We start from the raw sequence: 25701 nt of genomic DNA on the forward strand, positions 1-25701 counted from the left end.
ATCAGAGCGCCTCTCCCTGACGGGCGGCCGCGAGGCGGACCGCGTCGAGGATCTTCTCGTAACCCGTGCAGCGGCAGAGGTTGCCGGACAGGGCCTCACGGATGTCCTGGTCGGACGGGTCGGAGTTGCGCTCCAGCAGCTCGTCGGCCTGGACCAGCAGGCCCGGGGTGCAGAAACCGCACTGGACGGCGCCGGCGTCGATGAACGCCTGCTGGATGTCGGAGAGCTCCACGCCCTCACCCGTCTGGGAGTCACCGGCCCGCGGGGGGAGCCCGCTGCCGGACCCGTGCGCGGACCAGCGCTTGGCCTCGTCGGTGGAGACGCCCTTGCCGCCGCAGCCGCCGCCGGTGCCGCAGGCACCGCCGTGGCCGTGCTCGGCACGCTGCTTGGCGAAGTCGGCCAGGCCCTCGACGGTCACGACGTCGCGGCCCTCGACCTGACCGGCCGCGACCAGGCAGGAACAGACCGGCACGCCGTCGAGGCGGACGGTGCAGGAACCGCACTCGCCCTGCTCGCAGGCGTTCTTCGAACCGGGCAGGCCCAGGCGCTCACGCAGCACGTAGAGGAGGGACTCGCCCTCCCACACGTCGTCGGCTTCCTGCTGACGACCGTTGACGGTGAAATTGACGCGCATGGTTACGCAGCCCCTTCGAGCGGGCGGCCGGTGGTGCCGCGGTACTGCTCCCACGTCCAGACGAGCTGGCGGCGAGCCAGGATGCCGACCGCGTGGCGGCGGTACTTCGCCGTGCCGCGGACGTCGTCGATCGGGTTGCACGCGCCGGAGGCGAGCTCACCGAACTGCTTGGCGATCGACGGGGTGATGACCTTGCCGTTGTCCCAGAAGCCGCCCTCTTCGAGCGCGGCGTTCAGGAACTCCTCGGCGGCCTTCGCCCGGATCGGGGTCGGGGCGGCGGAGGCGATGCCCGTACGGACGGTGCGGGTGTCGGAGTGCAGGGCCAGGCCGAAGCCGCAGACCGCGATGACCATCGCGTTGCGCGTGCCGACCTTGGAGTACTGCTGCGGGCCCGTGGCGTTCTTGATGTGGACCGACTTGATGAGCTCGTCGGCGGCGAGCGCGTTGCGCTTGACGCCGGTGTAGAACTCGTCGATCGGGATCAGCCGGGAACCGCGTACCGACTCGACCTCGACGCGGCAGTCGGCGGCGAGCAGCGCGGGGTGGGAGTCACCGGCGGGCGAGGCGCAACCGAGGTTGCCGCCGACACCGCCGCGGTTGCGGATCTGGGGGGACGCGACCGTGTGCGAGGCGAGCGCGAGACCCGGCAGCGTTCCGCGCAGGTTCTCCATGATCTGGGTGTACGGGACGGAGGCTCCGAGCCGGGTGACCTCCTCGCCGACCTCCCACTCCCGCAGCAGTTCGATGCGGTTGAGGTCCAGGAGGTATTCCGGGCGGCGGTGGTCAAAGTTGATCTCGACCATGATGTCGGTGCCACCCGCAATGGGCACAGCTGTCGGGTACTCGGCCTTGGCGGCGAGCGCCTCCTCCCAGCTGGCGGGGCGAAGGAAGTCCATGTGCGGCTCTCTTCATTCTCAATCGGGGTAGTTCATTTCAAGCCAGGAGACCGATGGCCCTCGACTGGTCGTTCACGTGCCGTTAACGCGGTGTGTAGCCAGTACACAAGCCGCGCGTCTCCCGGGTGCAGTCACCGAAACCATGAAGGAGTTGGCTGACGGCCTCCCTCGTCTTGTAGATTCGTATGAAAGGCAGGATGCGACGACCTGCCCGATTTCCAACGGCAACATTCGAGACAGATCGGCGGCGACATCATGCGGCTGCGCGCACTGCTGGAAACCGAGGCGCTGGGGCTGCGGCTGCTGGGCGGCGAGGAAGAACTCGACCGGACGGTCCGCGGGGTCATGACGACCGACCTGAGGGATCCCAGCCGATACCTATCCGGGGGCGAACTCGTCCTCACCGGCCTGGCCTGGCGAAGAAATTCAGCCGACTCCGAGCCGTTCGTACGAATCCTCGCGAGCGCCGGGGTCGCGGGCCTCGCGGCCGGCGAGGCGGAGCTGGGAGACATCCCGGACGATCTCGTTTCAGCCTGTCGGCGCAACCGGCTCCCGCTCTTCGCGGTCAATGAGGACGTTGCATTCGCCACCATCACGGAGTACGTGGTGCGGCAGGTCTCCGGGGAGCGCGCGGGCGATCTCGCGGCCGTCGTGGACCGCCACCGGCGCCTGATGACATCCGGTCCCGCGGGCGGCGGACCCGATGTGGTGCTGGATCTGCTCACCACGGACCTCGATCTCCGGGCCTGGGTGCTCTCCCCCACCGGCAGGCAGATCGCCGGGGCCGGGGAACCACTGGCTCCGGGCATCTGCGCGACGCTGGCGAGCGAACACCTCGCGGCGGTCCGGACCGGCCGCAGGGGCCCGCACCGGATGTCCATCCAGGGTATTACCTACTCCCTGTTCCCGATCAGGGGACACGGGCGCGGACCAGCGGGTCCCGCCGCCCGGGACGTGCGCGAGAGCGTGCTCTCGGACTGGCTGCTGGCCGTCGAGGCCGACGCGGGCGACTGGCCCGCGGAGCGCCTGGACCTGCTGCAGGGCGTCACCCAGCTGATCGCCGTCGAGCGGGACCGCCGCGACGGCGCCCGCACGGTGCGCCGCCGGCTCGCACAGGAAGTCCTCGAACTGGTCCAGACGGGTGCCCCGCCCGCCGAGATCGCCGCCCGCCTGCGGGTGGCCGCGCCCGTGCTGCTGCCCGGCCTGGGCGCCGCCCCGCACTGGCAGGTCGTCGTGGCCCGGGTGGACTGGGACGGCGGGGACATCCCCGGCGGCCCGGTGGCCCAGTCGCTGCTGGAGGAGATCCTGGTCGACCCGTCGATGTCCGGGCCGGAACCCTCCGACCGGATCGCGGTCGCCCACTCGGGTGACGAGGCCATCGCCCTGGTGCCCCTGCCGGCCCTCTCCGGCGACTCCGGCGAGGACAAGGGGCCCGACTCCGCGCTCCACGCGGACGCGCTGTTGGCGGCCGTACGCGAGCCCCTGGCGGCCGGTCTGGCCGACGACGGGCGGCTCACCCTCGGCGTCAGCGCGGCCGTGCACTCCGCGGAGGGGCTGCGCGGGGCGCTGGAGGAGGCCCGGCACGCCCGCCGGGTCGCCGCGGCCCGGCCTGGCCGGGTCTGCGCCGCCGGCCACCACGAGCTCGCCTCGCACGTGCTGCTGCTGCCGTTCGTCCCGGACGACGTGCGCCGCGCCTTCACGGCCCGGCTGCTGGACCCGCTGCGCGACTACGACCGCCGCCACCGCGCGGAGCTCATCCCGACCCTGGAGGCCTTCCTCGACTGCGACGGCTCCTGGACCCGCTGCGCGACCCGGTTGCACCTGCACGTCAACACGCTGCGTTACCGGGTCGGGCGAATCGAGCAGCTGACCGCGCGCGACCTTTCCCGGCTGGAGGACAAGCTCGACTTCTTCCTCGCCCTGCGGATGAGCTGATTCCGCAGGCCCCGCCCTCCTGAACAGGGAGGGGGCCGAGGGGACGGCGTGAGACGGCTGACGAGCCGTCCGGACTTTGTGAAAGAGTTCACCCGACCCCTTGGCCGAGGCAGCCGATCCGTGCTCTCATTTCGCCCCAGGGCTCAAAGACGTGCTGCTTGGTTGCTTCGGGGAGGGCAATGTGGCGGATACCGCCATGTCCGGTGCGGGATCAACCGGGGGCGACGACCCCCTCCAGCGGGCGATATGGCGGCTGCGCTCGCGCGGCTGTTGGACCGACGCGGCGGCCCTGCTGACGCCGCACGCGAGCGAGGCCCGGGCGGCGGTGCAGCGCACCGCGCTCCTGGTGGAACGGTGCCTGTTCACCGGTCAGGGCTGGGCCGAGGCGGAGGACGCCCTGCGGGTGGCCGAAGCCGTGGCCCGGGACGACGAGGAACGCGGCGCCGCCGCCTGCGAACGGGGCCAACTGGCCTACGCCGCCACGGTGCTCGGCGTCCGCGACCGGGCCGACGAGGCCCGCTCGGCGCTCGGCCGCGCGGCGGCCCTGCTCGCGCCCACCTCGCGCAGCCGGCCGCTGCTGGACTTCCGGCGCGGACTGGTCGCCGAACACCTGGCCGACGCCCCGCAGGCGGCCCGTCCGGCGTACCACCGGGCCCACGCGGGGGCGGAGGCGCACGGGGACACCCTGCTGCTGTCGTTCACGTGGCGGCACCTGGCCGCTCTGGCCCTGCGCGACGGCGAGATGGCCGAGGCGCGCAAGGGCTTCGCGGAGTCCCTGCGCATCCGGGAGGACCTGGGATTCCTGGTCGGCACCGCCCCGGCACTGGCGGCGCTGGCCGAGGCGGAACCGGAGCCGGAGGCCACCCGGCTGCGCGCGGAGGCCCGCCGCCTGTTCCACCTGCTGGGCGGCATCCCCACCTGGCTCGCGGACCAGCTGGCCCCGTCCCCTGCCTGACCCGGCCCGGCCTGCCTGACCCGGCCTGCCCCGGCCGGAGCCCCGGGTCAGCCGGCGGAACCCGCGAAGTGCTCCCGTACGAGTGACTCCACCACCGGGAGGTCCTGGGCGATCAGGGCCTCCAGGAGGGCCGAATGCTCCGCCGCGTCGGCGACGAGGTCGGCGCGGCGCACCCGCGGGGCGCCGGGCAGGGGCCACTGCGCCCGGCGGTGGAGCTCCTCCGCGATCCGTACCAGCTGGGTGTTCTCCGCCAGGGAGAGCACCGCCCGGTGGAAGGCCCGGTCGGCGTCCGCGTAACCCGGCAGGTCGCCCGCGGCGGCCGCCTCCGCGGTGGCGAGGGCCGCCGGACGCAGGGCCTCCCAGGTGGCGGCGGGCACGGTGCGGGCCAGCCGGAGCATCACCGGCACTTCGAGCAGGGCGCGGACCTCGGCCAGTTCGGCCAGCGCGCGCGGGGTGCCGGACAGCACCCGGAAGCCCCGGTTGGGCAGGCACTCCACCGCGCCTTCCAGCGCCAGCTGCTGCATCGCCTCGCGCACGGGGGTCGCGGAGACCCCGAAGCGCTCGCCGAGCGCGGGGCCCGAGTAGATCTGCCCGGGTGCCAGCTCCCCGTCGACGAGGGCCGCGCGCAGCGCGTCCAGGATCTGCCCGCGCACCGAATGGCGCAGCACCTTCTGCGCGGGCACCAGTGGCTCCTCGGACACCGGGGCGTGGGCCGCTTCGTGCACTCGGTCCTCCTCCAGGTCTCGACCGGTACCGAGGATAGGTGAATTCCCCCGGTGTGACGGGGGTGCCGTGGGCGTACGGGGCACGAAGATCGGGTAAGGTTAGGCTTACCTTCCAACGATCGTGTGATTCGGTGATGCGTCATGACCGGCCCGGCTGCCGACGTCCTGCTCCCGTCCGCACCCGCCCCGGCCGGCTCTCCGGTGGCGGCGGCGTACGGACGCCTGACCGCCGTCTACCCGGGCCTGCGCATCGACGAGCGCGACGCGCGCGAACCCCTCCCCCGCGGTGCGGGATGGGTCGGCGCGGACGAGCTCGCGGCCGGCGGCGCGGCCCTCGACGACCACCTCTCCTGGGACGCGGACCAGGTGCTGCGGGACTACGGGCGCCCGGCGCGGCCCGACGTGGCGGCCGGCTTCGGCCTCCACCGCTACGCCTGGCCGGCCTGCCTGCTGATCACCGTCCCCTGGTTCCTGGAGCGCCGGGTGCCCCGGCTGCCGGTGGACCGGGTGGCCTTCCACCGGACGGAGGGCCGGATGTCCGTACGCGTCGAGGAGTTCGCGTGCCTGCCCGGCGATCCGGCGGCCGGCCTCCCCGGAGCCCGGACGGTCCCCGACGAGGAGGCACTGCGCGAAGAGGTGCGGGCGGCGGTGGCCCAGCACCTCGGACCGCTGCTGGAAGGTTTCGGCCCCCGCCTGCGGCGCGGCCCCCGGGCCCGGTGGGCGCTGGTCACCGACGAGGTCGTCGAGGGCCTCTGGTACCTCGGGAGCCTGTTCGGCGAGGAGCGGCGGGCCGTCGCCGAACTGCGGCGGCTGCTGCCCGGCGGGCCCGCTCCGTACACGGGAGGCGCGGACTTCCGCACCCTGACCGGCCCCGGCGGCGAGGAGCTGACCACCCGCGACCGGGCCGGCTGCTGCTTCTTCTACACGATCCGCCCCGAGGACACCTGCACGACCTGCCCACGCACCTGCGACACGGACCGGGTCAGCCGGCTCGCGGCGGCGGCCGCCGCCGACTGAAGCCACCCCCAGGGATGAAGCTGATTCGAACGCAACTCGGTTGTCCCGCAACCCAGTTCGAGACACAACACCCTATCCGACGGGCCCCGCCCCCCGTTGGCGTCCTCTTGCCCCGAAACCCGCGTGCACCACGGACCCGCTGCGCCACTATGGCGCCCGGAAAGCCGCATACGCGAGGCAAGGGACAACCGCATGAGACTGACCGACATATCGCTGGACTGGCTGCTGCCCGGCAGCCTGTTGATCCTGGGCGTACTTGCGGCAGTGGCGGTGCTGGCCCGGGGCAAGCGGGAGAGCGAGAAGGCCGCGGCCGACGACAGCTGGGAACGCAGCGAGGAGCGCAGGCGCCGCAAGGAGGCCGTCTACGGGACCGCTTCCTACGTCCTGCTCTTCTGCTGCGCGGCGGTGGCCGCCGCGCTCTCCTTCCACGGGCTGGTCGGATTCGGCCGGCAGAACCTCAACCTCTCCGGGGGCTGGGAGTACCTGGTCCCCTTCGGCCTCGACGGCGCCGCCATGTTCTGCTCGGTGCTCGCCGTCCGCGAAGCCAGCCACGGTGACGCGGCCCTCGGCTCGCGCATGCTGGTCTGGCTGTTCGCGGGCGCGGCCGCCTGGTTCAACTGGGTCCACGCGCCCAGGGGTTCGGGCCACGACGGCGCCCCGCAGTTCTTCGCCGGAATGTCGCTCTCGGCGGCCGTGCTCTTCGACCGCGCCCTCAAGCAGACCCGCCGCGCGGCACTGCGCGAACAGGGCCTGATCCCGCGTCCGCTGCCGCAGATCCGGATGGTCCGCTGGCTGCGGGCCCCGCGGGAGACCTTCGGCGCCTGGTCGCTGATGCTGCTGGAGGGCGTCCGCACCCTCGACGAGGCCGTGGACGAGGTGCGCGAGGACAAGAAGGAGAAGGAGAACGACCGGCACCGCAGGCGGGAGCAGCACCGCCTGGACCGCGCCCACATCAAGGCGCTGGGCCGGCAGAACAGGGCGTTCGGGCGGGCCCGCGCGCGCCAGGTCGACGTGCCGGGGCTGGCCCCCGGATCGGGCTCCGCGCCGGTCGGCGCGGAGCCGGCCATATCGGAAGCGGGACAGCTGCCCCTGCGCCGAAGGCCCTCCCTGCAAGCCGTGAACACCAACGGAAGCGAATCACCTGACCCGTCCGCTCCCCGGACCGTCGACCTCACGGCCGAGGACGACACCCAGACCCTCCCGCGGCTCGACTCGCTGGAGCGCAAACTGAAGGATCTCGAACAGCAGTTCGGATGAGCTGGACCGCACACATGTCGGCGGGGCGCGTCGCGCCCCGCTGTCGCGCGTCCGGGCCCGGCGGACACCAGGGATCCGGCCCGCGGCTCAGGCCGGGGCAGGCGCCTCCAGTTCGAACCAGACCACCTTGCCGCGCCCCCGTGCGAGTGGATCCACGCCCCAGGCGTCGGCCAGCGCCTGCACCAGGACCAGCCCCCGGCCGTGCGTACCGTCGTCGGCGGACGTTACGTACGGAGTGGGGCGGCGGGCGTTGAAATCGCGCACCTCCACCCGGAGGCGGGCCGCGACGAGGGTCACGGACACCTCGGCACCCTGCTCGGTGTGCACCAGGGCATTGGTGACCAGCTCGGTGACCAGCAGTTCCGCCACGTCGGAGGTCTCGGCGCGGCAGTGGTGCCGCACCAGCTCCCGCAGGGCCCCGCGGACCTCGCCGACCGCCTTCAGATCGGCCCGGCGCACGCTGCGTCTGATCTCGGTCGCACCCGCCCTCGCCGCCCCGTCCCCGACGGACGGCTCGCGCGCCACCGGGCCCCCTCTTCTCCACTGCTTCCCGGTATTCGCCCCCACCCGCACGGCGATGCCCCTCCCGCTTTCCCCACGTGCTCGAACAGGCCTGCGGAATTCATGCCCCCCGGGGCAGTCCGCACTCCTGCGCCCTCAGGGGCGGGGCACGCTGCGCAGATTGGATCGAGCCATCCGGATCATCCGGCCCACCCCGCCGTCCGACACGATCTTGCTGGCGGACAGTGCGAATCCGGTCACCGTTCCGGCGCTGATCCTGGGGGGAACGAACAGCGCGTCGCGGTCGGTCGCCACGTCCACCAGAGCGGCTTCCCGGTGCCGGAAAGCAGGCCTCAAAGCCCCTGTGAGCTGCTTGGGATTCTCCACGCGAACCCCGAACGCGCCGGCCGCGCGGGCGATGGCGGCGAAATCCGGGTTCCGGTTCGTGGTTCCGTACGAGGAAAGGCCGGAAACCGGCATTTCCAACTCGACCATTCCGAGCGATGAGTTGTTGAACAGGAGCACTTTGACGGGCGGGTCGTACTGCATGGGGGTGAGGAAATCTCCCATCGGCAGGGAGCAACCACCGTCACCCGGCATCGGCACCACTTGACGGCCCCGGTCGGTGAACTCTGCGCCGGTGGACTGCGGGAGGACATCGGCCATGGAGCCGGGGCTGAAGGAACCGGTGATGCGGCGCTTGCCGTTCGGGGAAAGATAGCGCGCCGCCCACACGCTGCACATGCCGTCTTCGCCCGCACCCGCGCGTTCGGGGCGCAGCGTCTCCCGTACGTCGCCCCGGACCTGCGGCACCGGTGTCCGTCCCCACGTCGCCGGTGGCCCACTCCCGGCAGGTGTCACTCGAATGGAGTAACCAAACGCGCCACCCACATGGGTGAAGATCAAGCTGAGTAGTGCCCCAACCGAGGCAATCCGTGAAAGGGAAACCACATGCGCATTCGACGAACTCTCGCCGCCGTCATCGCCACGGCAGCCCTCGCCGGACTCGGTCTCACAGGTGCCGCCACCGCCACCGCCGCCACCCACAACGCCACCGCCACCGCCCACACCGAAAGCCTCACCCCGGGTGAGTGCGTGGACGGCGGCGGAAAGGTGGTCGGGATGAAGTGCGTCGGCGGTACGGGCGACGGGCAGATGGTCGACTAACGCCCACTGGGCGCCCCGCAGCCACGCGCCGCGGGGCGCTCCCGCACGAGCACACTGCGACATCACGGCTACACCGGGATACGCGGCACGGAGCGGTGGGCCGGGCCGCGACCGGGGCGTGCTCCACCGCCTTCCCGGGCGCCCGCTCACGCCTCCCAGACCGCGGCGGCCGTCCGGTCGTCGGCGTACCCCTTGAGGCGGAGCTGGGTATCCGCGAGGAAGGCCGCGAGACCCGGCGGTTCGCCCTGCGACCAACGGGAGGCGAGCTCGTCGGGGAGCAGGCCCTCCTCCCGCATCGGGTCGGCGAGGCCGCCGGAGCAGAGCAGCAGGGTGTCGCCCGGACGGGCCACGGCGGCCCGGAACCGGAAGCCTCCGGCCGGGGGCCCGTCCGCCTCCAGGTCCTGCCAGCGGCCCGCGCGCAGCCGGAAGAGCCCGCCCGCGCCGGCGCCGAAGCAGACCCGGTTCCGGCACTCGGGGTCCAGGGGCAGCAGCAGTCCGCGCAGTCCTGCGGTGTACGCCTCCTCGGCGAGACCCAGCTCGGCGGCACGGGCCCGCAGCCGGCCGTAGCCCCGGTCGGTGAGGCGCTGCAGACCCGAGAGCAGGGCCTCGCGGCGGCCGGCCCGGATGTCGTCGGCCAGCCGCTCCCGGCTGCGGCCGACGGCCGCGGCGACGGAGTGGCCCAGCTCGGCGGCGGCCTCCCGGGCTCCCGGCGCGGCCCGGTCCCCGCCGGCCAGCACCACCAGGACCAGGCCGTCGTCACCGCCTCCGAAGCGGGCGGTGAGCAGGAGGTCCCGGCGGGCCTCGCCCCGGAACCGAGCGGAGTCCCCGCGCAGGGAGGCGGCACGCAGGGTGTACGTGCCGTAGCGGGCCCCCTCCAGGACGGTGTCGGGGGTGAGGAAGTCCAGCGCGGCCGGGTCGGCGGCGGGGAGGGCGCCGGGCTCGGGGGCGTAGGTGGGGGCCCGGTCCCCGAGGTGCCGGACCGCCGGGCGCGGGCCGTACGACGGGGACTCCGGTGCGTCCGGTGCGTCCGGTGCGTCCGGCGTGCCCGGCGTCGCCGGCGTCTCCGACAGCGCCGCCCGCGCCGGCTCGGCCGTCCCGGGCGGCGGGGGCCACCGCCAGGCCGGCGGGGCGCCGCCGGCCTCGACGGGCGGCACCACCACGTCCCCCCGCACGTAACCGGTCTCCCCGGCCACCCGAGGATCCGCCGGACCGGGCCGGAGCGGGGCTTCCCGCCCCGGCGGCTCCGGCGCCGACGGCCCGGCGGCCGGGGGCTCCCCCGGCACGGGCCGGGCCGGCATCCCGGAGCCGTCCGTCGGCGGTGGTCCGGCCGGCGGAGGCGGCCCCTCGGGGGGCACGTCCCCGGGCACCCCGACGGGCCGGGCCGGTGGCTGCGGACCCGTGGCCGGAGCCCCGCCCCGCGCGGGCCCGGCGGGCGGCCACGGCGGCGGGGGCACGACGGACGTCCCGCCCCGCACGGGCGGCGGCGGAACCGGGGGCACACCCGGCGGCCCCGACGGCGGGTCACCCGCGGTGACCCCGCCGTCCCGCTCCGCCCCGGGCTCCTCGGACGACCCGCCGGACACGCCGGGGCCCACGGTCGGCGGCTCCGGCGCACGCCGCGCGGGCGGCACCGCCACGGCCGGCGGCACGTCAGAGTCGATCGGCACCGACGGAGCCGGCCGTGGGTCGTCCCCGGCGGGTCGGGGCGGCGGTCCGTCGGGGGACGGTCGTGTGCGTGTGGGCGGTACGAGGCCCGGCGGGCCGGGGTGTCGCGGGGGCTCGGGGCCCTCGGGGCGGCCGTCCGGTCCCCGCCGCGCGGCGGGGACCTCCGGGGCCGGGCCGGTCATCAGGGTCGCCGCGGAGCGGAAGCGCTGGTCCAGGGTGTCCCCCGGGTCAGGTTCGGGCCCCGCGTCCGGGTCGTCGTAGAGCTTCTGCCACCAGTCCTCCGCGCCCTGCTGACTCATGCCCACATTGTCGGCCTCCCCGGGCTCCGAAAACCCCCGAACTCACGAAAAGGGTCCACCGGGCCGCCGCCCCGTGGACCCTTCCCGTTCCGACCCTTACGACCCTTACGACCCGTACTCCCCGTACGGACTAGCGGACTTGGTACGCCCGCTCGACCGTCTGGGTGACCGTGGCCCCCTTCGCGTCGGTCAGTTCGACCCTCAGGGACACCGGCTTCCCGGAGGCCCCGGCGTGGTTCACGACGGCGGTCCACCGGCCGCCTTCGTGGCGCACCTGCGCCTGCGTCCAGTTCTCGCCGTCGTACGCGTAGGACAGCTTCACCGAGGTCAGGGCCCCCGGCACGTAACCGGCGTGCCCGGTGGCGCTCAGTCCGATGCGCTGTCCGTCGGCCGCGGCGACCGTCTTCAGGCCGTCCATCGGGGCGTCGTACCGCGGGAAGAGGACGGGCAGGCCCTGCGAGTACGCCGAGGGGTCGAGCTTCGAGGTGAAGCCCCAGGCGGTCCGCACGGCGGTGGACCGCTGCCAGGTGCGGGCGGGCTGGCCGATCTTCTCGATGTTCTGGACCAGCTCGTAGCGGCCCTCCCCGGCCGGGACCTCGAACACCCCGAACGGGTACCCGCTCTCCCCGATGACCTCACCGTCCCGTGTGAGCCGGAGGCCGCCGATGTCGCCGAAGGAACCCGGCTGCGCGTAGTGCGTGCCGTCCCCCCACATGGCCGGGGCGAAACCGATCAGGTTGCCCTGCCGTTCGGCGGCCAGTGCTTCCTTCCCGGCGCGGTCGCGGGGGGCGACCGGCGCGGTCACCCCGTCGTACCAGACGGCCGTGGTCCGGGCGCCCCCGGCGTAGGTGCGCTGCTCGCCCGTCATGAACTCGCCCCAGGGGAAGCTGCTGGAGAGGGTCTGGTCCCAGGCGGTGTCCCCGGCCGTGTAGTACTCCGTCCTCGTGCCGGGGACGGCGACGGTCTCGATCGATCCGAAGAAGACGGCGGTGCCGATCGGCCGGTAGGCGCCGGCCAGGTCGATGAAGTCGGAGGCGACGCCCATGGAGTGGTAGGAGGCGTCGACCCGGCCGAGGTCGCGGTCGCGCACCCGGTAGGCGTGTCCGCCCTGGACCCGTCCCTTCTCGGGGAAGGCGAGGGAGTACGCGTACGGGCTCTTCGCGGTGCCCTTCCATTCCAGGGTGACCTCGCCGGCCGCCAGGCGGGCCAGCAGGCCCTCGCCCTCGGCGGACTCGACGCCCAGGACGGGCAGGGCGCCGCCCGCGAAGCCGGTGGAGGGGACCCAGCGGCCGGGGGCCCCGCGGAAGCCGAGCACGGCGACGGCCCCGGCCTTCTTCGCGTCCTGGGCGACGGTGTTCAGCCCGCCGTCCTCGGTCTTCACGAGGACGACCGCCCCCTTGGCCCCGGCCGCGGCCAGCTCCCCGGGGGTTCCGGTGCCCGCGTCGACGAGCGGGGCGCTGCCGTGCCCGTCGAGGTTGTCACTGCCGGTGGACGCGGTGACGGGGTGCAGCAGGGGGCCGCCTACCGCCTTCAGTTCGGAGAGGACGGGCGCTCCGGCCCGCCAGTAGCTGCCGAACTCGAACGAGCCGTCCTCGGCGCGGCCTTCGACGTCGGCGTAGTAGCCGCGGACGGTGCGGCCGCCCATGGCGGTGCCGGCGTGCAGCCAGACCCCGCCCCAGCTCCGGGCGAAGGCGAGGGTGGTGGAGCGGGCCTCGACCGGCCGGTCCGCTTCGACGGTGAGGCGGCCGGCCTTGCGGGCGTCGAGGACGACGGTGGTGTCCCGCCGCACCTCGGTCTGCGGGCGGCCGAGGTAGGTGAGGGAGTCCGTCATGGTGGCGCCCTCGCCGGCGTCGGGGGTGGCGACGAACGCCGAGAGGAAGTAGGCGCCGGGGCGCACCCGGTAGACCTGGTCGGCGGAACCTTCGTTGAAGCGGCGTTCGCCGGTGGCGTCGTCGGTGCCGATGACGTCCAGGGACGAGGGGCCGGCGGCGGGCCGCCCGGCGCGGTCGATCAGCTTGACGCGCAGGGTGACCGTCTCGGGTTCGACGTAGAGGGAGAAGGGCGTGGAGACGTGGACGCCGCCGTCGGCGGTGGCGAGGACGCGGCCGGTGACGTCCCCGTACTGGGCGCGTTCCAGCTTCACGGCCGGGTCGAGGGCGAGCGGCACCTTGACGGTGGCCCCGGCGGGGACGGTGACCGTGTTCCGCTCCAGCCGGGCGACCCGGCCGCGTACCGCCGAGCCGTCGTTGCCGGTGACCTCGCCGAGCGACAGCTTCAGGGTGACGGGCCCGCTGCCGGTGTTGGTGTACGGGACCTCGACGTCCGTGCGGTCGCCGCGGTCCTGCGGCCAGTGGTGGGCGCCGCCCTGGACGGCGGGGGCGCCGGTGACGGTGGCGTCGACCGCGGCCTTGACGTCGAGGCGGCCCGCGCCGGTCTCCCGGACGTCGCCGGGGACGGCGCTGTTCGCGGAGCCGACGAGGGCGGCCTTGACCTGCTGCCCGGTCCAGTCGGGGTGGCGCTGTTTGACGACGGCGGCGGCCCCGGCGACGTGCGGGGTGGCCATCGAGGTCCCGGACATGGACTGGTACGCGTACACGCCGCGGCCGCCCATGCTGGCGGCGGAGATGCCGACGCCCGGGGCGGCGATCTCGGGCTTGAGGGTGTGACCGGGTCCGGCGGGGCCGCGGCTGGAGAAGGCGGCGGTGGTGTCGTCCCGGTCTACGGCGCCGACGGTCAGCACGCCGGGGGCGCAGCCGGGCGAGGAGACGGTGTTGTTGCCGGGGCCGGAGTTCCCGGCGGCGACGACGAACAGCGGTCCGTGCTCGGAGAGGCGCTGGGCGGCGGCGGCCAGGGGGTCGTCGCAGGCCGTCCGGGAGGGGTCCCCGAGGCTCATGGAGACGACGTCGGCCTGGGACTCGGCGGCCCATTCCATGCCGGCGATGATCCACGAATCGAGTCCGTAGCCCTGGTCGTTGAGGACCTTGCCGCTGAGCAGCCGGGTGCCGGGGGCGACGCCCTTCCTGGCTCCGCCGCTCTCGGCGCCGGAGCCGCCGACGGTGGAGATGGTGTGGGTGCCGTGGCCCTGGCGGTCGGCGTCGGTGTCGGAGTCGGTGAAGTTCCGCGAGGCGTCGACGCGGCCCTTGAGGTCGGGGTGCTCCAGGTCGGTGCCGGTGTCGAGGACGGCGACCCTGGTGCCGGTGCCGTCGAAGCCGGCCGCCCAGGCGGCGGGGGCGTTCACCTGCTTGGTGGAACGCTCCAGGCTGCCCCGCACCTTGCCGTCGAGCCACAGCTTCTTCAGTCCGCCCGCGGCGCGCGAACGGCTGCCCGCCGAAACGTCGGCCCAGAACTCGGCGGCGTGCTCCTTGTCGGCGGCGAGGGCGACGGCGCCGATGGAGCCGAGGACCAGGGAACGGCCGGCGCCGCGCGGGGCGGGCGGGGCGCTGCGGGCCACGTTCACGGAGCCGTCGTAGACCGCGATCAGGGGGAGCTTCGCGGCGTGGGCGTCGTCGTAGCCCTGGCGGATGAGGCCGGTGACGTTGAAGAGCTGCGGGTCGACCGTGCCGGCGGCGAGCGCCCGGGTGGCGCCCTCGGGGTAGACGTAGAGGTCCTGGCCGCTCTGGCGGGTCTGGACGACGGGCTGGGTGCCGTTGGCGCGGGGCATGGCGGTGGCGGCGGTGCGGCCGGCGGCGTCGGTGGACACCAGGATCCGGTCGCCGGTGACGAGGGTGACGGTGACGGGCGCGGTCGGGCGTTCGCCGGCCGCCGCACTGCCGGCGAGTGGTCTCCCGCCGGGCACCGCGTCGGACGGTCGTGCCGCGGACGGGCCGACGGCGGTGACGGCGAGGACGGCCGCTGTGGCCGCCCCCAGCGCCGTGCGCGATATCGGGCGCATCGCTCTCCCAAGGTGAATTCCGGCCAATGGCGTGTTTGCAGGGCATGACGGCCCTACAAGTACCTTCCGGCCGGAGGTTGTTGGTGCTGCGGTGGCGTCACCCTGGCAGAGCGGCGGGAGGTGCGGAGATGATGTCCGCGGCGGGTTTGCGCCGTGGCCGCTTCCCGCCAGGAACGGCACTGACTATGGGGGTGGACGGCTTGCTGGGTGCTATAGGCCTGGACGAGGGCCAGGAGACGGCGTACCGCGCACTGGTGGCACTGGGGGCGGCGGAGGTCCCGGACCTCGCGCACCGGCTGACGCTGCCGGTGCCGCAGACCGAACGGGCGCTGCGGCACCTGGAACGGCACGGCCTCGCCGCGCAGTCGTCGGCCCGGCCGGGCCGCTGGGTCGCCGCCCCGCCCGGCGTCGCGCTCGGGGCCCTGCTCACCCAGCAGCGGCACGAACTGGAACGGGCGGAGCTGGCGGCGGCGCTGCTGGCGCAGGAGTACCGGGCGGAGGCGGCCGAACCGGCGGTGCACGACCTCGTGGAGGTGGTGACGGGGGCCAGCGCCGTGGCACACCGCTTCCACCAGATCCAGCTCGGCGCCGTGTCGGAGGTCTGCGCGCTGGTCAGCGGCCGGCCCCAGGTGGTGACGGGCATGGAGAACGAGGCCGAGGAACGGGCGGCGGCCCGGGGCGTCGCGTACCGGGTGGTCATCGAGCGGGAGGTGCTCACCCTGCCGACCGGGATCCGCGAGGCCGGGACGGCCCTGGCCCGCGGGGAGCACATCCGGGTGACGACCGAGGTCCCGACGAAGCTGGTGATCGCCGACGGCACCCTGGCGATGGTGCCGCTGACCGCGCGGGGGGCGGAACCGGCGGCCCTGGTGGTGCACGCCTCCGGCCTCCTGGAGTCGCTGCGGGGCCTGTTCGAGGCGGTCTGGCGGGAATCCCGCCCGCTGCGCCTGGGCACCACGGGCTACGCGGAGGAGGGCGACGGCGGCCCGGACACCACCGACCTGGAGATCCTCTCGCTGCTCCTGGCGGGGATGACGGACGCCAGCGTGGCCAAGCACCTGGACCTGGGCCTGCGGACGGTGCAGCGCCGGGTGAAGGGGCTGATGGAGCTCTCCGGGGTCACGACACGGCTCCAGCTCGGCTGGCAGGCGTACGAGCGGGGCTGGGTGGCCCGATAGCCCCCGGTCGGTCAGGCTGGGCAGATGGATCTGCCTCAGCTGCTCCTGGTGGGGCTGGTGCTGCTGCTCGGGGTGCTCGGGGTGATGGTCCCGGGCGTACCGGGGACCTGGCTGGTCTGGGCGGGGGTGCTGTGGTGGGCGCTGCACGAACGGTCCGCCCCCGCGTGGACCCTGCTGGTCGCGGCGACCGCCCTGCTGCTGGTGGTGCAGGTGGTCAAGTGGCTCCTCCCGCCGCGCCGCCTGCGCGGCACCGCGGCGAACCGCCGCATGGCGGTGTACGCGGGCACGGGCGCGCTCCTGGGCTTCGTCCTGATCCCGGTGGTGGGATCGGTCCCCGGCTTCGTGGGCGGCATCTACCTCTGCGAACGCCGCCGCCTGGGCACGCACGGGGAGGCCTGGTCATCGGTCCGGGCGGTGATGCGGGCGGTCGGCACGAGCGTGCTGGTGGAACTCGTCGCGTGCCTGTGCGTCGCGGCGGCGTGGCTGGGCGCGGTCCTGGCGGGGGCCTAGGCAGTGGTGGCCGTGCGGGCGAGGGAGCGCCAGATGTGCTGGGCCCAGGCCAGGTCGGCGGGGTCCTCGTGGGTGCAGTGGATTGCGGCGGCACTGCCGGAGGAGTGCAGGGTGAACCCGTAGAACTCGTGGCGGGGGCGGCCGTTGTCCTGCGGCGTCGTCCAGAACGCGTACCGCAGGCCGCCGCCGGGCAGCTGCTCGCGCACCCGCTGGGCGGGCCGCGTGTCGGGGGCGCCCGACAGTACGGCGGTGAGGAAGTCCGCCGGGGCGCGGCCCGGTACGTCGTCCCGCATCAGGTTGACGGCCGCCGTGCGGTGGGGGCCGTCGAACCGGTCCGCGCCGTCGGCGAAGGACGCGGTGAGTCCGGCAGTGCGCAGCACCGACCAGTGGTCGCCGAGGTCGGTGCGCACGTCGACGGGGAGCCGGTACGGGAAGCGGCTGAGGACCTCGTCCCGGTCCCAGACCTCCGTCACCACGCGGGCGGCCACCGGATGGCGCACGTCGACGACGACGGGCAGTTCGTCGGGGTCGGCGACCCTGGTGGTGAGCTCGGCGCCCAGCAGGTCGTCCCCCCACGGCTGGATCCGGTTGGCGAACCTGCCGCGGAAGGAGAAGCCGGCGTAGCCGGGTTCCCCCCACAGCTCGTGGGCCCGCCGCAGGGTGGCCCCGTCCACCTCCACCCAGGCGCCGAGGACCAGCTCGGTGTCGTGGCTCAGCCGGACGGGCAGCAAGCAGCGTATGTAGGAGCCGCCGCCGTCCACCCGGAGCAGGGCGCGCACCCCGAGCCGGTGGAGGGCCTCCTCGGGCAGGCCGCGGGCGGCGTCGGGCAGGTGGTAGCCGAAGTCGATGCGGCGCCCGTCGGGGAGCGCCTCACCGCAGCAGGAGCAGGCGGGAAGATGCGTGGTCACCCGTGCACCCTATGGTCGGTGCCCGAACACCGCGGGGGCCGGGTGGGCCGCGTGGCCCGCCCGGCCCCGGGGAACCCCCGGGGGACCCGTCAGGCGCGGCCGTTGCGCTTCGCGGCGTAGTTCGCGCGGCCCACCGCCGACTTCATGCGCCAGTCCCGGCGGATCTCCGCCCGCAGCCGCGCGTCCGTCTTCGCGACGATCCGCTGGTTCTCCCGCATCAGCTTGCGGTAGCTCTCCAGCCGGCGTTCGGGCAGCTCGCCGGCCTCCACGGCCGCCAGTACCGCGCAGCCCGGCTCCGCCTCGTGGGCGCAGTCGTGGAAGCGGCACCGGGCGGCGCACTCCTCGATCTCCGAGAAGACCTGCCCGACCCCCGCCTCCGCGTCGAACAGCCCGACGCCCCGCAGCCCGGGGGTGTCGATCAGGACTCCCCCGCCCGGCAGGGCGAGGAGGTTGCGCGTGGTGGTCGTGTGGCGGCCCTTGCCGTCGACCTCGCGGGTCTGCTGCACGTCCATGACGTCCGCGCCGAGCAGCGCGTTCGCCAGCGTGGACTTGCCGGCCCCGGAGACCCCGAGCAGCACGCTCGTGCCGCCGGCGGCGACGGCCGCGAGCACGTCCGTGCCCTCCCCGGTGTGGGAGGAGACGGTGAGCACCGGGACGCCGGGAGCGGTGGTCTCCACGTCCTGGACCAGGTAGCCGAGGGCGGTCGGGTCCGGGACGAGGTCGGCCTTGGTGAGGACGACCAGCGGCTGCGCCCCCGACTCCCACGCCAGCGCGAGGAACCGCTCGATGCGGCCGAGGTCGAGCTCGCCGGCGAGCGATACGGCGATGATCGCGTAGTCGACGTTCGCGGCGAGGATCTGCCCCTCCGAGCGCTGCGAGGAGGTGGACCGGACGAAGGCGGTCCGGCGCGGCAGGTACGCCTTGACGTAGCGCGGGTTTCCGGTCGCCTCGACGGCGGCCCAGTCACCGGTGCAGATGACGCGCATCGGGTCGTGCGGGGTGACGAAGGCGGTGTCGGCGCGGACGACGCCGTCCGCGGTCATGACGTCGCACTGCCCGCGGTCCACCCGGACGACACGGCCGGGCAGCAGGCCCTGGTCGGCGTACGGAGCGAACTCCGCGTCCCACGCGTCGTCCCAGCCGAAGGCGGTGAGGGCGTGCGGGAGGGAGGAAAGAGAAGAGAGAGACAAGGGGAACCCTTCACAGGGTGGCCCCGGCAGCGCGCGCCCGTGGGCGCGCGGAGAGGTATGGGATCAGCCGGAGGCCACGGAGGTGGCAACGATGATGAACTCCTGAATGCGGGCCGTGCCCGTCTCCGTGACAGTCATCAATGTCCTCACCTCCTGATTCCCTGTGCGGGAGCGGCACGTCGCCGCGCTCCCTGACGTGCGAAACCATAGGGCACCCCGTACGGCGCAGCCACCGATTTGTTTCGGCCGACCGCGGACGTGGTTTTCAGGCCAGCCCGTGCCGGTAGGCGTAGCGGACGGCCTGGGCGCGGTCCCGCACGCCCGTCTTGGCGAAGAGGTTGTTGATGTGGGTCTTGACGGTGGACTCCGAGATCGTCAGCCGGCGGGCGATCTCGGGGTTCGAGTGCCCCTCGGCGATCAGGGTGAGCACCTCCCCCTCGCGGGCGGTCAGGCCGTCGGGGAGGCCGGTGGGGCGGGAGCGCTGCGACGGGCCGGACACGGCGGCCGCGACGAGGCGTTCCTGCGCGGCCCGGCCGAGACCGGTGCCGCCCTCGCGGACGGCGGCCACCGCGCGGGCGATCTCCTCGGCGTCGGCGTCCTTGGTGAGGTAGCCGCGGGCCCCGGCCTTGAGGGCGTCCATGATGGACGCGTCGTCGCTGTAGGTGGTGAGGACGACGACGGCGGTGCCGGGGTGCCGTTCGGTGATGAGCCGGGTGGCCTCGACCCCGTCGACGCGGGGCATGCGCAGGTCCATCAGCACCACGTCGGGGGCGTGTTCGGCGACGAGCCGGACGGCCTCGGCGCCGTCCGCGGCGGAGGCGAGGACCTCGATGCCGGGCAGCAGGCCGAGCAGGAGCACCAGGCCCTCGCGCACGACGGTCTGGTCGTCCACCACCAGGACGCGGGTCGGGATGCTGTCGGCGGTCACGGTGCGAGGGGTCCTTCCAGTCGGACGCGGAAACCGGTGCCGTACGGCCCGGCGTCGAGGGTGGCGCCGATGAGTTCCGCCCGCTCCGCCATGCCCACCAGTCCGAATCCGCCCCCGGAGGAGCCGAGTCCGGGCACGGGGGCGGGCCCGGTGCCCCCGGAGTCGGTGACGCAGAGCTCGTAGCGGTCGCCGGGATGGGCGAGGGTGATGTCCACGTCGGCCCCGGGGGCGTGCTTGCCCGCGTTGGTCAGGGCCTCCTGTGCGGTGCGGATCACGACGAGGGCCGCTTCGGCGGACAGCGGGCGCGGGCCCGCGGTGACGGTGAGGGCGCACGCCGAGCCCGTCGCGAGGCGGTACTCCTCGGCGAAGGCGGCCAGCGCCTCCCCGGGCGGCGGTACGTCGCCCCGCAGCGCGGCGACGGCCCGGCGGGTCTCCTCCAGGCCGCCCTTGGCCAGCGCCCGGGCCCGGTCGACGAGCGCGGCGGCGTCCTCGTAGCGTCCGGCGGCCAGGGTCAGGCGGGCGCTCTCCAGGTGGATGAGCTGGGCGGAGAGGGAGTGGGCGAGGATGTCGTGGACCTCGCGGGCCACGTGGGCGCGCTCGGCGAGGAGCGCGCGCTGGCGCTCGGTTTCCGCGGCGGCCTTGCGGGAGCGGGCCGCGCGGACGAAGGCGTACATCCCGCAGAGACCGACGAGGTTCCACAGTTCGGAGGTGTCCCGGCCGCGCAGGAGGGTGACGGCGAGGACGGCGGCCAGTCCGGTGCCGAGCAGCAGCGCGCTGACGGCACCGCCCAGGCGTCCGGCGGCCAGGCCGCAGACGACGAAGACGAGGACGACCCAGGGCGTGGCGGGCGCCAGCAGGCCGGTCGCGCAGGCGGCGGCGAGGCCCGCGCCCAGCACCCATCCGCCGGCCGGGGTGCCGTCCGCGATCGTGGCGCCCAGGAGGATCAGGGCCAGCCCGGCGAGTCCGCAGGCGACGGCGGCGGTGCCGGGCGACGGGAAGAGCAGGCCGTGCAGGAACCAGGCCAGGACCGCCACCAGGACGGCCACCCTGACCTGCGTGTTCGTGAGTACGGGCAGCCGGTGTGACATGTCTGCCCACTCTAGGCGGTCCCCTCCGGCTCCGGCCCGGACCGGGCCGGAGCGGGTCCGCGCGAACGGCCTCACGCCGCTGCGGGGATCCGGTGGGAACGGGCGGCCAGGGCCAGTCCCTGGGCGAGGACCCAGCCGGCCAGGGTCAGCAGCAGCGCCCCGGTGTGCGGGGTGATCCCCACGGCGTAGCCGAGCAGGGCGAGCGCGGCCCGGGCGGCGAGGGATACCGCGAACAGGGCGAGGACCGCCTTGTTGCCCTTGGCCCAGAGCTGCCCGTCGGGCTCCCGCCACACGGTCATGGCACGGCCCATCAGGAGGCCGAGCCCGAAGGCCACGCCGATCTCGGCGGCGAGCAGCACCAGGCTGAGGAGCGGGTGGGCGGGGGCGACGAGCCCGCCGCCGCTGACGCCGACGAACACCAGCACGACGGGCAGCACCCACAGACGGCCCCGGTCCTTCAGGGGCCGGCCGCCGAACCGGCGGGCCACGACGAAGACCACGACGAGGGCGATGAGCAGAACGCGTGCGATGTCCATGCCGTCCACGCTAGGAACGCGGGGGCCCGCCGTGATCGGCTCCGGGGTGGAACGCGGGTGGATCCGGGGTGGAGACGCCCTTCTCCACCCACGGGTGGAGAAGGGCGTACCCGGCGCCCCCGAGGACCTCCCGGCCCCCTCCGGAAAGATGTCCGTTTCCTTCAAGACGCCGGCCGGTGGGCCTGCCTAGCCTGCCGCTATGACTCCACGACTCGACATGATCGGCCTGGTCGTCTCCGACATGGCCGCCTCGCTCGCCTTCTACCGCCGGCTCGGCCTGGACGTGCCGGCCGACGCCGACTCGCAGCCGCACGTCGAGGCCGCCCTGCCCGGGGGCCTGCGGATCGCCTGGGACACGGAGGACGTCGTGCGCTCCTTCGACCCCTCGTGGACCCCGCCCACCGGGGGCGTCCGCCGGGAACTGGCATTCCTGTGCGATTCCCCCGCAGAGGTGGACGCGCTGTACGCCGAGCTGACGGAGGCCGGTCATCCGGGGCACCTGAAGCCCTGGGACGCCTTCTGGGGCCAGCGCTACGCGGTCGTCCTCGACCCCGACGGCTGCGGGGTCTCGCTGTTCGCCCCCTCCGACGCCGCCCGGTAGGCCCCGAGGGTGGTCCCGGCCAGCGCCCGCACCTCGCGGGCCAGGTGCGCCTGGTCGGCGTACCCGGCGGTGTGGGCCACCTCGGCCTGGGGCAGCCCGCGCCTGCTCAGGGCCAGGGCCCGCTGGAGGCGCAGCACCCGCCCCAGCGTGCGGGGCCCGTAGCCGAAGGCGTCGAGGCAGCGCCGGCGCAGCTGGCGTTCGCCGAGGCCGACGTCGTCGGCGATGCCGGCCACCGGCCGGCCCGCCCGCAGCCGGGCCGTCACCAGCGCGGGGAGCGGATCGGGCGGGCCCAGGGCGCGGGCGCGGGCCAGCGCCAGTGCTTCGAGGCCCGCGCACGGGTCCTCGTGGGCGGCGATCCGTTCGGTGAGCCGGCGCACCTCGGCGGCGGGCCACAGGTCGGCGAGTTCCACCCGCCGGTCGCGCAGCCGGTGCGCCGGTACGCCGAGCAGCGCGGGCGCGGTGCCGGGGGCGAGCCGCAGCCCGGCGAAGGCCCGGCCGGGGACCTCCCCGGCGGGGTGCGGCCCGGTGTCGGGCCCGGCCACCAGCAGTCGGCCCCCGGCCCACAGCAGGTCCATGCACCCGTCGGGCAGCACGACCCCGCCGGGTCCCCGGGCCCGCCAGACCACGGCTCCGGCGACGGCGGCCGACGGTGCTTCCTCGTACACGCCACCAGGCTATGCCGGGCCGCCCGGTGCCCGCGCCGCCCGGCCTCGTCGCACCCGGTCCCCGCGCGGCCCGGCGCCGCCCGGCCCGGCGCGCGTCAGTGCTTGCGCAGCCGCGAGCCGTAGTCCTCGGGCGGCAGGAACTTCGACCAGCGCTCCGGGAACTCCGACGGCATCCCGGCGTCCTCGTCGTCCTCGGACTCCCCTTCGGCCAGGGCCCGCCAGGCGGCGGCCCGCGCCACCAGCTGGGCGGCCTCGGCCTCGCGGACGCGTTCGTTCGCCTCGCGCGCGGCGGCGGTGGCCACCGAGGGCCAGACCCGGTCGATGGCGGCGTTGACGGCCGCTCCGACGAGCACGGCGAAGGCCGAGATGCCGATCCACAGCAGGATCGCGACGGGCGCGGCGAGGGAGCCGTAGATGGTGGGCCCCTCGACGGTGTTGGTGAGGTAGATCCGCAGCAGGAACGAGCCCAGGACCCACATCGCGAGGGCCACGAGCGCGCCCGGCACGTCCTCGATCCACGGCGAGCGGACGGGCACGGACACGTGGTACAGGGTGGTCAGGAAGGCGATCGAGAGCAGGGTGACCGTGGGCCAGTACAGGACCGCGATCACCTCCGTGCTCCAGGGCACCAGCCGTACCACCGCGTCGGGCCCGACGACCATCAGCGGCAGCACGATCGCGCCGATCAGCAGGGCGACGACGTAGAGGAGGAAGGCGAGCAGCCGGGTCTTGACGATGCCCCGCTGTCCGTCGAGCCCGTACATGACGGTGATGGTGTCGATGAAGACGTTGACGGCGCGCGAACCGGACCACAGGGCGAAGGCGAAGCCGAGGGAGATCAGGTCGGGGCGGCCGCGGCTGGTGACGTCGTCGAGCATGGGTTTGGCGATCTCGTTGACGCCCCGGTCGGACAGGACGGTGCCGACCGCGCGCAGGATGTTCTCCTCGATGCTCTGCACGGACTGGGTGTCCGTCCAGCCGTCGACGTAGCCGAGGAGGCCGAGGAGGCCGAGGAAGAGCGGGGGGAGGGAGAGCAGGGTGAAGAAGGCCGCCTCCGCCGCGAGCCCCAGGATCCGGTACTCGACGCACGAGTTGACGGTGTCCTTGAGCAGCAGCCAGGCCATCTTCCGCTTGGAGACGTTGCGATAGAGGACGCGGGCCCGATGGAGCCGTCCCGGGATCCGCTCGGTTGTTTCTTTTGCTGGCTGCACGTCCTTACCGTATCCGCATGGCAGCCACCACCCACACAGTCAGCAACCAGGCCCCGCCGCTCGTCGGATACGAGGCCTACCTGGGCGACCGGGCCCTCACCGAGGGCGTCGAGCGCCACCTCGCGGACGTGGACGCCGGCCTCCAGGACGAGGTGCGCGAGGAGCTCACCGCGCTCGGCCGGGCGGCCGGTTCCGCGCAGGCCCAGGAGTGGGGCCGGCAGGCGAACGGGAATCCGCCGGTGCTGCGTACGCACGACCGGTACGGGCACCGGATCGACGAGGTGGAGTTCCACCCCGCGTGGCACCGCCTCCTCGGGCACGCGGTGACCTCGGGGCTCACCGACGCCTGGGGCCGGCCCGCCGGGCACCTGCGGCGGGCGGCCGGGTTCTTCCTGTGGTCGCAGGCCGAGTCGGGGCACGGCTGCCCGGTGTCGATGACGCACGCGGCGGTACCGGCGCTGCGGGCCGATCCGGAGCTGGCCGCGGAGTGGGAACCGCGGCTGACCTCGCACGTCTACGAGGAGGGGTTGCGGCCCGCCGCGCAGAAGGGCGGGGTGCTCTTCGGGATGGGGATGACGGAGAAGCAGGGCGGGAGCGACGTCCGCGCGAACACCACCGCGGCGGTGCCGCTGGACGCCTCCGGGGAGTACCTGCTGACCGGGCACAAGTGGTTCTGCTCGGCGCCGATGAGCGACGGTTTCCTGGTGCTGGCGCAGGCACCGGGCGGGCTGAGCTGCTTCCTGGTGCCGCGGGTGCTGCCGGACGGGACGCGGAACGCGTTCGCGATCCAGCGGCTGAAGGACAAGCTGGGCAACAAGTCGAACGCCTCGGGCGAGATCGAGTTCGACGGGACGTGGGCGCGGCTCGTGGGCGAGGAGGGCCGGGGGGTGCGGACCATCATCGGGATGGTCTCGGCGACCCGGCTGGACTGCGTGATCGGCTCGGCCTCGCTGATGCGGCAGGCCCTGACACAGGCCGTCCACCATACGGAGCACCGCTCTGCTTTCGGAGCACCGCTCATCGACCAGCCGCTGATGCGCAACGTCCTCGCCGACCTCGCCCTGGAGTCGGAGGCGGCGACCGTCCTCACCCTGCGCCTCGCGGCCGCGTACGACGCCGGTACGGACCGGGAGCGGGCCTTCCTGCGCCTCGCGGTGCCGACCGCCAAGTACTGGGTCACCAAGCGGTGCACGCCGATGGTCGCCGAGGCCCTGGAGTGCCTGGGCGGCAACGGCTACGTGGAGGAGTCCGTACTGCCCCGCCTGCTGCGCGAGTCCCCGGTCAACTCGATCTGGGAGGGGTCGGGCAACGTCCAGGCCCTGGACGTGCTGCGCGCGCTCCAGCGGGAGCCGCAGGCCCTGAACGCCTTCCTCCAGGAGGTCGGGCTGGCCCGGGGCGCCGACCACCGGCTGGACGCGGCGATCAGGAACCTGCTGACCGACCTGGCCGACCTCGACGGGATCGAGGCGCGGGCCCGCCGGGTGGTGGAGCGGATGGCCCTGGTGCTCCAGGGATCGCTGCTGGTGCGGTGGGCGCCGCCGGAGGTGGCCGACGCGTTCTGCGCTTCCCGGCTCGGCGGGGACCGGGGCGCGGCCTTCGGGACGCTGCCGCACACCCTGGACCTGGCATCGGTGGTGGCACGGGCGCGGATCACGGGCTGAAAGCGGTCCCCCTGGGCCGCCGTGGTCCCCAAACCACCACGACCCGAACCGCTCAGCGCCGGGATCCGGGCCCGCCACGGTGGGACCGGGGGTGGCGCCGCGCCGACTCGGCACCACCCCGCGATCCGAGAAGCCCCGAGGAAGGAGCTGCCACGCCGCTCGGCGGCGTGCCGATAGTTTCGGTCGGGTGACCGGGGCTTGGCGAGGGTTGCATACCGTTGCAACCCTGCGACCCTTCGGTGTGGAAGGTGCCCGCCGCACGTGCCCGGGGAACGGGCACGG

22 protein-coding genes and 1 pseudogene are annotated in these 25701 nt (G+C 74.3%); 9 read left to right on the top strand and 14 right to left on the bottom strand.

All coding sequences use genetic code 11. The annotated features are described in order from the left end of the window. Position 1: 1 nt before the first annotated feature. Together OG295_RS06855 and OG295_RS06860 are read right to left on the bottom strand one after the other, a co-directional pair. Positions 2–634 (bottom strand): (2Fe-2S)-binding protein, encoded by a 633-nt coding sequence (locus OG295_RS06855; RefSeq protein ID WP_371676060.1) that lies wholly within the window; start codon positions 632–634, stop codon positions 2–4. Between the two features lie 2 nt (positions 635–636). Beyond that, entirely contained in the window at positions 637–1530 is an 894-nt protein-coding gene (locus tag OG295_RS06860; RefSeq protein ID WP_371676061.1) for a xanthine dehydrogenase family protein subunit M, read from the bottom strand. 255 nt (positions 1531–1785) lie between these two features. Between OG295_RS06860 and OG295_RS06865 the strand changes: the two genes are divergently transcribed. Together OG295_RS06865 and OG295_RS06870 are read left to right on the top strand one after the other, a co-directional pair. Next, complete coding sequence (locus OG295_RS06865; protein WP_371676062.1) at positions 1786–3465, top strand: PucR family transcriptional regulator; 1680 nt, start codon at positions 1786–1788, stop codon at positions 3463–3465. Positions 3466–3661: 196 nt separating this feature from the next. Continuing rightward, positions 3662–4420, top strand: a complete 759-nt coding sequence (locus OG295_RS06870; RefSeq protein WP_371681124.1) for a hypothetical protein — start codon at positions 3662–3664, stop codon at positions 4418–4420. A 47-nt stretch (positions 4421–4467) separates the two neighbouring features. On the opposite strand, the gene OG295_RS06875 is transcribed toward OG295_RS06870, so the two are convergent. After that, a complete protein-coding gene (locus OG295_RS06875; RefSeq protein WP_371676063.1) occupies positions 4468–5145 on the bottom strand; it encodes a GntR family transcriptional regulator in 678 nt (225 codons plus the stop codon). A gap of 141 nt (positions 5146–5286) precedes the next feature. Here OG295_RS06875 and OG295_RS06880 point away from each other — a divergent pair, with 141 nt between their 5' ends. After that, on the top strand, positions 5287–6162 hold the full coding sequence (locus OG295_RS06880; protein ID WP_371676064.1) for a (2Fe-2S)-binding protein: 876 nt from the start codon (positions 5287–5289) through the stop codon (positions 6160–6162). Positions 6163–6354: 192 nt separating this feature from the next. Further along, complete coding sequence (locus OG295_RS06885) at positions 6355–7419, top strand: DUF2637 domain-containing protein (RefSeq protein ID WP_371676065.1); 1065 nt, start codon at positions 6355–6357, stop codon at positions 7417–7419. An 87-nt stretch (positions 7420–7506) separates the two neighbouring features. Here OG295_RS06885 and OG295_RS06890 read toward each other — a convergent pair whose 3' ends face one another. Next, the gene (locus tag OG295_RS06890; RefSeq protein ID WP_371676066.1) at positions 7507–7944 is read right to left on the bottom strand and encodes an ATP-binding protein; all 438 of its coding nucleotides are present in this window, start codon (positions 7942–7944) and stop codon (positions 7507–7509) included. A 132-nt stretch (positions 7945–8076) separates the two neighbouring features. Continuing rightward, a pseudogene (locus tag OG295_RS06895) lies at positions 8077–8673 on the bottom strand (thiamine pyrophosphate-dependent enzyme); the annotation flags it as partial. A 198-nt stretch (positions 8674–8871) separates the two neighbouring features. Between OG295_RS06895 and OG295_RS06900 the strand changes: the two are divergent. After that, the gene (locus OG295_RS06900) at positions 8872–9087 is read left to right on the top strand and encodes a hypothetical protein (RefSeq protein WP_267008500.1); all 216 of its coding nucleotides are present in this window, start codon (positions 8872–8874) and stop codon (positions 9085–9087) included. Positions 9088–9233: 146 nt separating this feature from the next. Here OG295_RS06900 and OG295_RS06905 read toward each other — a convergent pair whose 3' ends face one another. Both OG295_RS06905 and OG295_RS06910 read right to left on the bottom strand, forming a co-directional pair. Next, on the bottom strand, positions 9234–11051 hold the full coding sequence (locus OG295_RS06905) for a cell division protein (protein WP_371676067.1): 1818 nt from the start codon (positions 11049–11051) through the stop codon (positions 9234–9236). 130 nt (positions 11052–11181) lie between these two features. Beyond that, positions 11182–14943: a S8 family serine peptidase gene (locus OG295_RS06910; RefSeq protein WP_371676068.1), complete on the bottom strand. Its 3762-nt coding sequence runs from the start codon at positions 14941–14943 to the stop codon at positions 11182–11184. 200 nt (positions 14944–15143) lie between these two features. Here OG295_RS06910 and OG295_RS06915 point away from each other — a divergent pair, with 200 nt between their 5' ends. Further along, positions 15144–16121, top strand: coding sequence for a helix-turn-helix domain-containing protein (locus OG295_RS06915; protein WP_266844118.1), 978 nt, complete (start codon positions 15144–15146; stop codon positions 16119–16121). 24 nt (positions 16122–16145) lie between these two features. Further along, positions 16146–16631, top strand: coding sequence for a DUF456 domain-containing protein (locus tag OG295_RS06920; RefSeq protein WP_371676070.1), 486 nt, complete (start codon positions 16146–16148; stop codon positions 16629–16631). On the opposite strand, the gene OG295_RS06925 is transcribed toward OG295_RS06920, so the two are convergent. From OG295_RS06925 to OG295_RS06945, 5 genes are all read right to left on the bottom strand, one after another. After that, complete coding sequence (locus OG295_RS06925; protein WP_371676071.1) at positions 16628–17539, bottom strand: DUF2199 domain-containing protein; 912 nt, start codon at positions 17537–17539, stop codon at positions 16628–16630. The two genes, OG295_RS06920 and OG295_RS06925, sit on opposite strands and share 4 nt — an antisense overlap. Positions 17540–17628: 89 nt before the next feature. Then, entirely contained in the window at positions 17629–18729 is a 1101-nt protein-coding gene (gene rsgA / locus OG295_RS06930; RefSeq protein WP_371676072.1) for a ribosome small subunit-dependent GTPase A, read from the bottom strand. Positions 18730–18994: 265 nt separating this feature from the next. Then, positions 18995–19657, bottom strand: a complete 663-nt coding sequence (locus OG295_RS06935) for a response regulator (RefSeq protein ID WP_371676074.1) — start codon at positions 19655–19657, stop codon at positions 18995–18997. Then, positions 19654–20745 (bottom strand): sensor histidine kinase, encoded by a 1092-nt coding sequence (locus OG295_RS06940; RefSeq protein ID WP_371676075.1) that lies wholly within the window; start codon positions 20743–20745, stop codon positions 19654–19656. Before OG295_RS06940 ends, OG295_RS06935 begins: the two co-directional genes overlap by 4 nt. A gap of 71 nt (positions 20746–20816) precedes the next feature. After that, entirely contained in the window at positions 20817–21281 is a 465-nt protein-coding gene (locus OG295_RS06945) for a hypothetical protein (protein WP_371676076.1), read from the bottom strand. Between the two features lie 199 nt (positions 21282–21480). Here OG295_RS06945 and OG295_RS06950 point away from each other — a divergent pair, with 199 nt between their 5' ends. Further along, complete coding sequence (locus OG295_RS06950) at positions 21481–21882, top strand: VOC family protein (RefSeq protein WP_266843348.1); 402 nt, start codon at positions 21481–21483, stop codon at positions 21880–21882. Here the strand turns inward: OG295_RS06950 and OG295_RS06955 are convergent. Beyond that, positions 21813–22547 carry a helix-turn-helix domain-containing protein gene (locus tag OG295_RS06955; protein ID WP_371676077.1) on the bottom strand — a complete coding sequence of 245 codons (735 nt, stop codon included), beginning with the start codon at positions 22545–22547 and terminating at the stop codon, positions 21813–21815. The genes OG295_RS06950 and OG295_RS06955 overlap by 70 nt on opposite strands. A 95-nt stretch (positions 22548–22642) precedes the next feature. Beyond that, positions 22643–23758, bottom strand: coding sequence for a YihY/virulence factor BrkB family protein (locus tag OG295_RS06960; protein ID WP_371676078.1), 1116 nt, complete (start codon positions 23756–23758; stop codon positions 22643–22645). Positions 23759–23775: 17 nt separating this feature from the next. On the opposite strand from OG295_RS06960, the gene OG295_RS06965 reads away from it, so the two are divergent. Then, on the top strand, positions 23776–25419 hold the full coding sequence (locus OG295_RS06965) for an acyl-CoA dehydrogenase family protein (protein WP_371676079.1): 1644 nt from the start codon (positions 23776–23778) through the stop codon (positions 25417–25419). The last annotated feature ends 282 nt before the right edge of the window (positions 25420–25701 follow it).

Origin of the sequence: Streptomyces sp. NBC_01276 (assembly GCF_041435355.1) — a bacterium.
Classification (GTDB): domain Bacteria; phylum Actinomycetota; class Actinomycetes; order Streptomycetales; family Streptomycetaceae; genus Streptomyces.

What these genes read in the sequence shown, in the direction of transcription:
- OG295_RS06855 (WP_371676060.1), bottom strand. Translation starts at nt 634, where the DNA reads ATGCGCGTCAATTTCACCGTCAACGGTCGTCAGCAGGAAGCCGACGAC.
- OG295_RS06965 (WP_371676079.1), top strand. Translation starts at nt 23,776, where the DNA reads ATGGCAGCCACCACCCACACAGTCAGCAACCAGGCCCCGCCGCTCGTC.
- OG295_RS06880 (WP_371676064.1), top strand. Translation starts at nt 5,287, where the DNA reads ATGACCGGCCCGGCTGCCGACGTCCTGCTCCCGTCCGCACCCGCCCCG.
- OG295_RS06870 (WP_371681124.1), top strand. Translation starts at nt 3,662, where the DNA reads ATGTCCGGTGCGGGATCAACCGGGGGCGACGACCCCCTCCAGCGGGCG.
- OG295_RS06900 (WP_267008500.1), top strand. Translation starts at nt 8,872, where the DNA reads ATGCGCATTCGACGAACTCTCGCCGCCGTCATCGCCACGGCAGCCCTC.
- OG295_RS06910 (WP_371676068.1), bottom strand. Translation starts at nt 14,943, where the DNA reads ATGCGCCCGATATCGCGCACGGCGCTGGGGGCGGCCACAGCGGCCGTC.
- OG295_RS06905 (WP_371676067.1), bottom strand. Translation starts at nt 11,051, where the DNA reads ATGAGTCAGCAGGGCGCGGAGGACTGGTGGCAGAAGCTCTACGACGAC.
- OG295_RS06950 (WP_266843348.1), top strand. Translation starts at nt 21,481, where the DNA reads ATGACTCCACGACTCGACATGATCGGCCTGGTCGTCTCCGACATGGCC.
- OG295_RS06865 (WP_371676062.1), top strand. Translation starts at nt 1,786, where the DNA reads ATGCGGCTGCGCGCACTGCTGGAAACCGAGGCGCTGGGGCTGCGGCTG.
- OG295_RS06885 (WP_371676065.1), top strand. Translation starts at nt 6,355, where the DNA reads ATGAGACTGACCGACATATCGCTGGACTGGCTGCTGCCCGGCAGCCTG.
- OG295_RS06920 (WP_371676070.1), top strand. Translation starts at nt 16,146, where the DNA reads ATGGATCTGCCTCAGCTGCTCCTGGTGGGGCTGGTGCTGCTGCTCGGG.
- OG295_RS06945 (WP_371676076.1), bottom strand. Translation starts at nt 21,281, where the DNA reads ATGGACATCGCACGCGTTCTGCTCATCGCCCTCGTCGTGGTCTTCGTC.
- OG295_RS06860 (WP_371676061.1), bottom strand. Translation starts at nt 1,530, where the DNA reads ATGGACTTCCTTCGCCCCGCCAGCTGGGAGGAGGCGCTCGCCGCCAAG.
- OG295_RS06940 (WP_371676075.1), bottom strand. Translation starts at nt 20,745, where the DNA reads ATGTCACACCGGCTGCCCGTACTCACGAACACGCAGGTCAGGGTGGCC.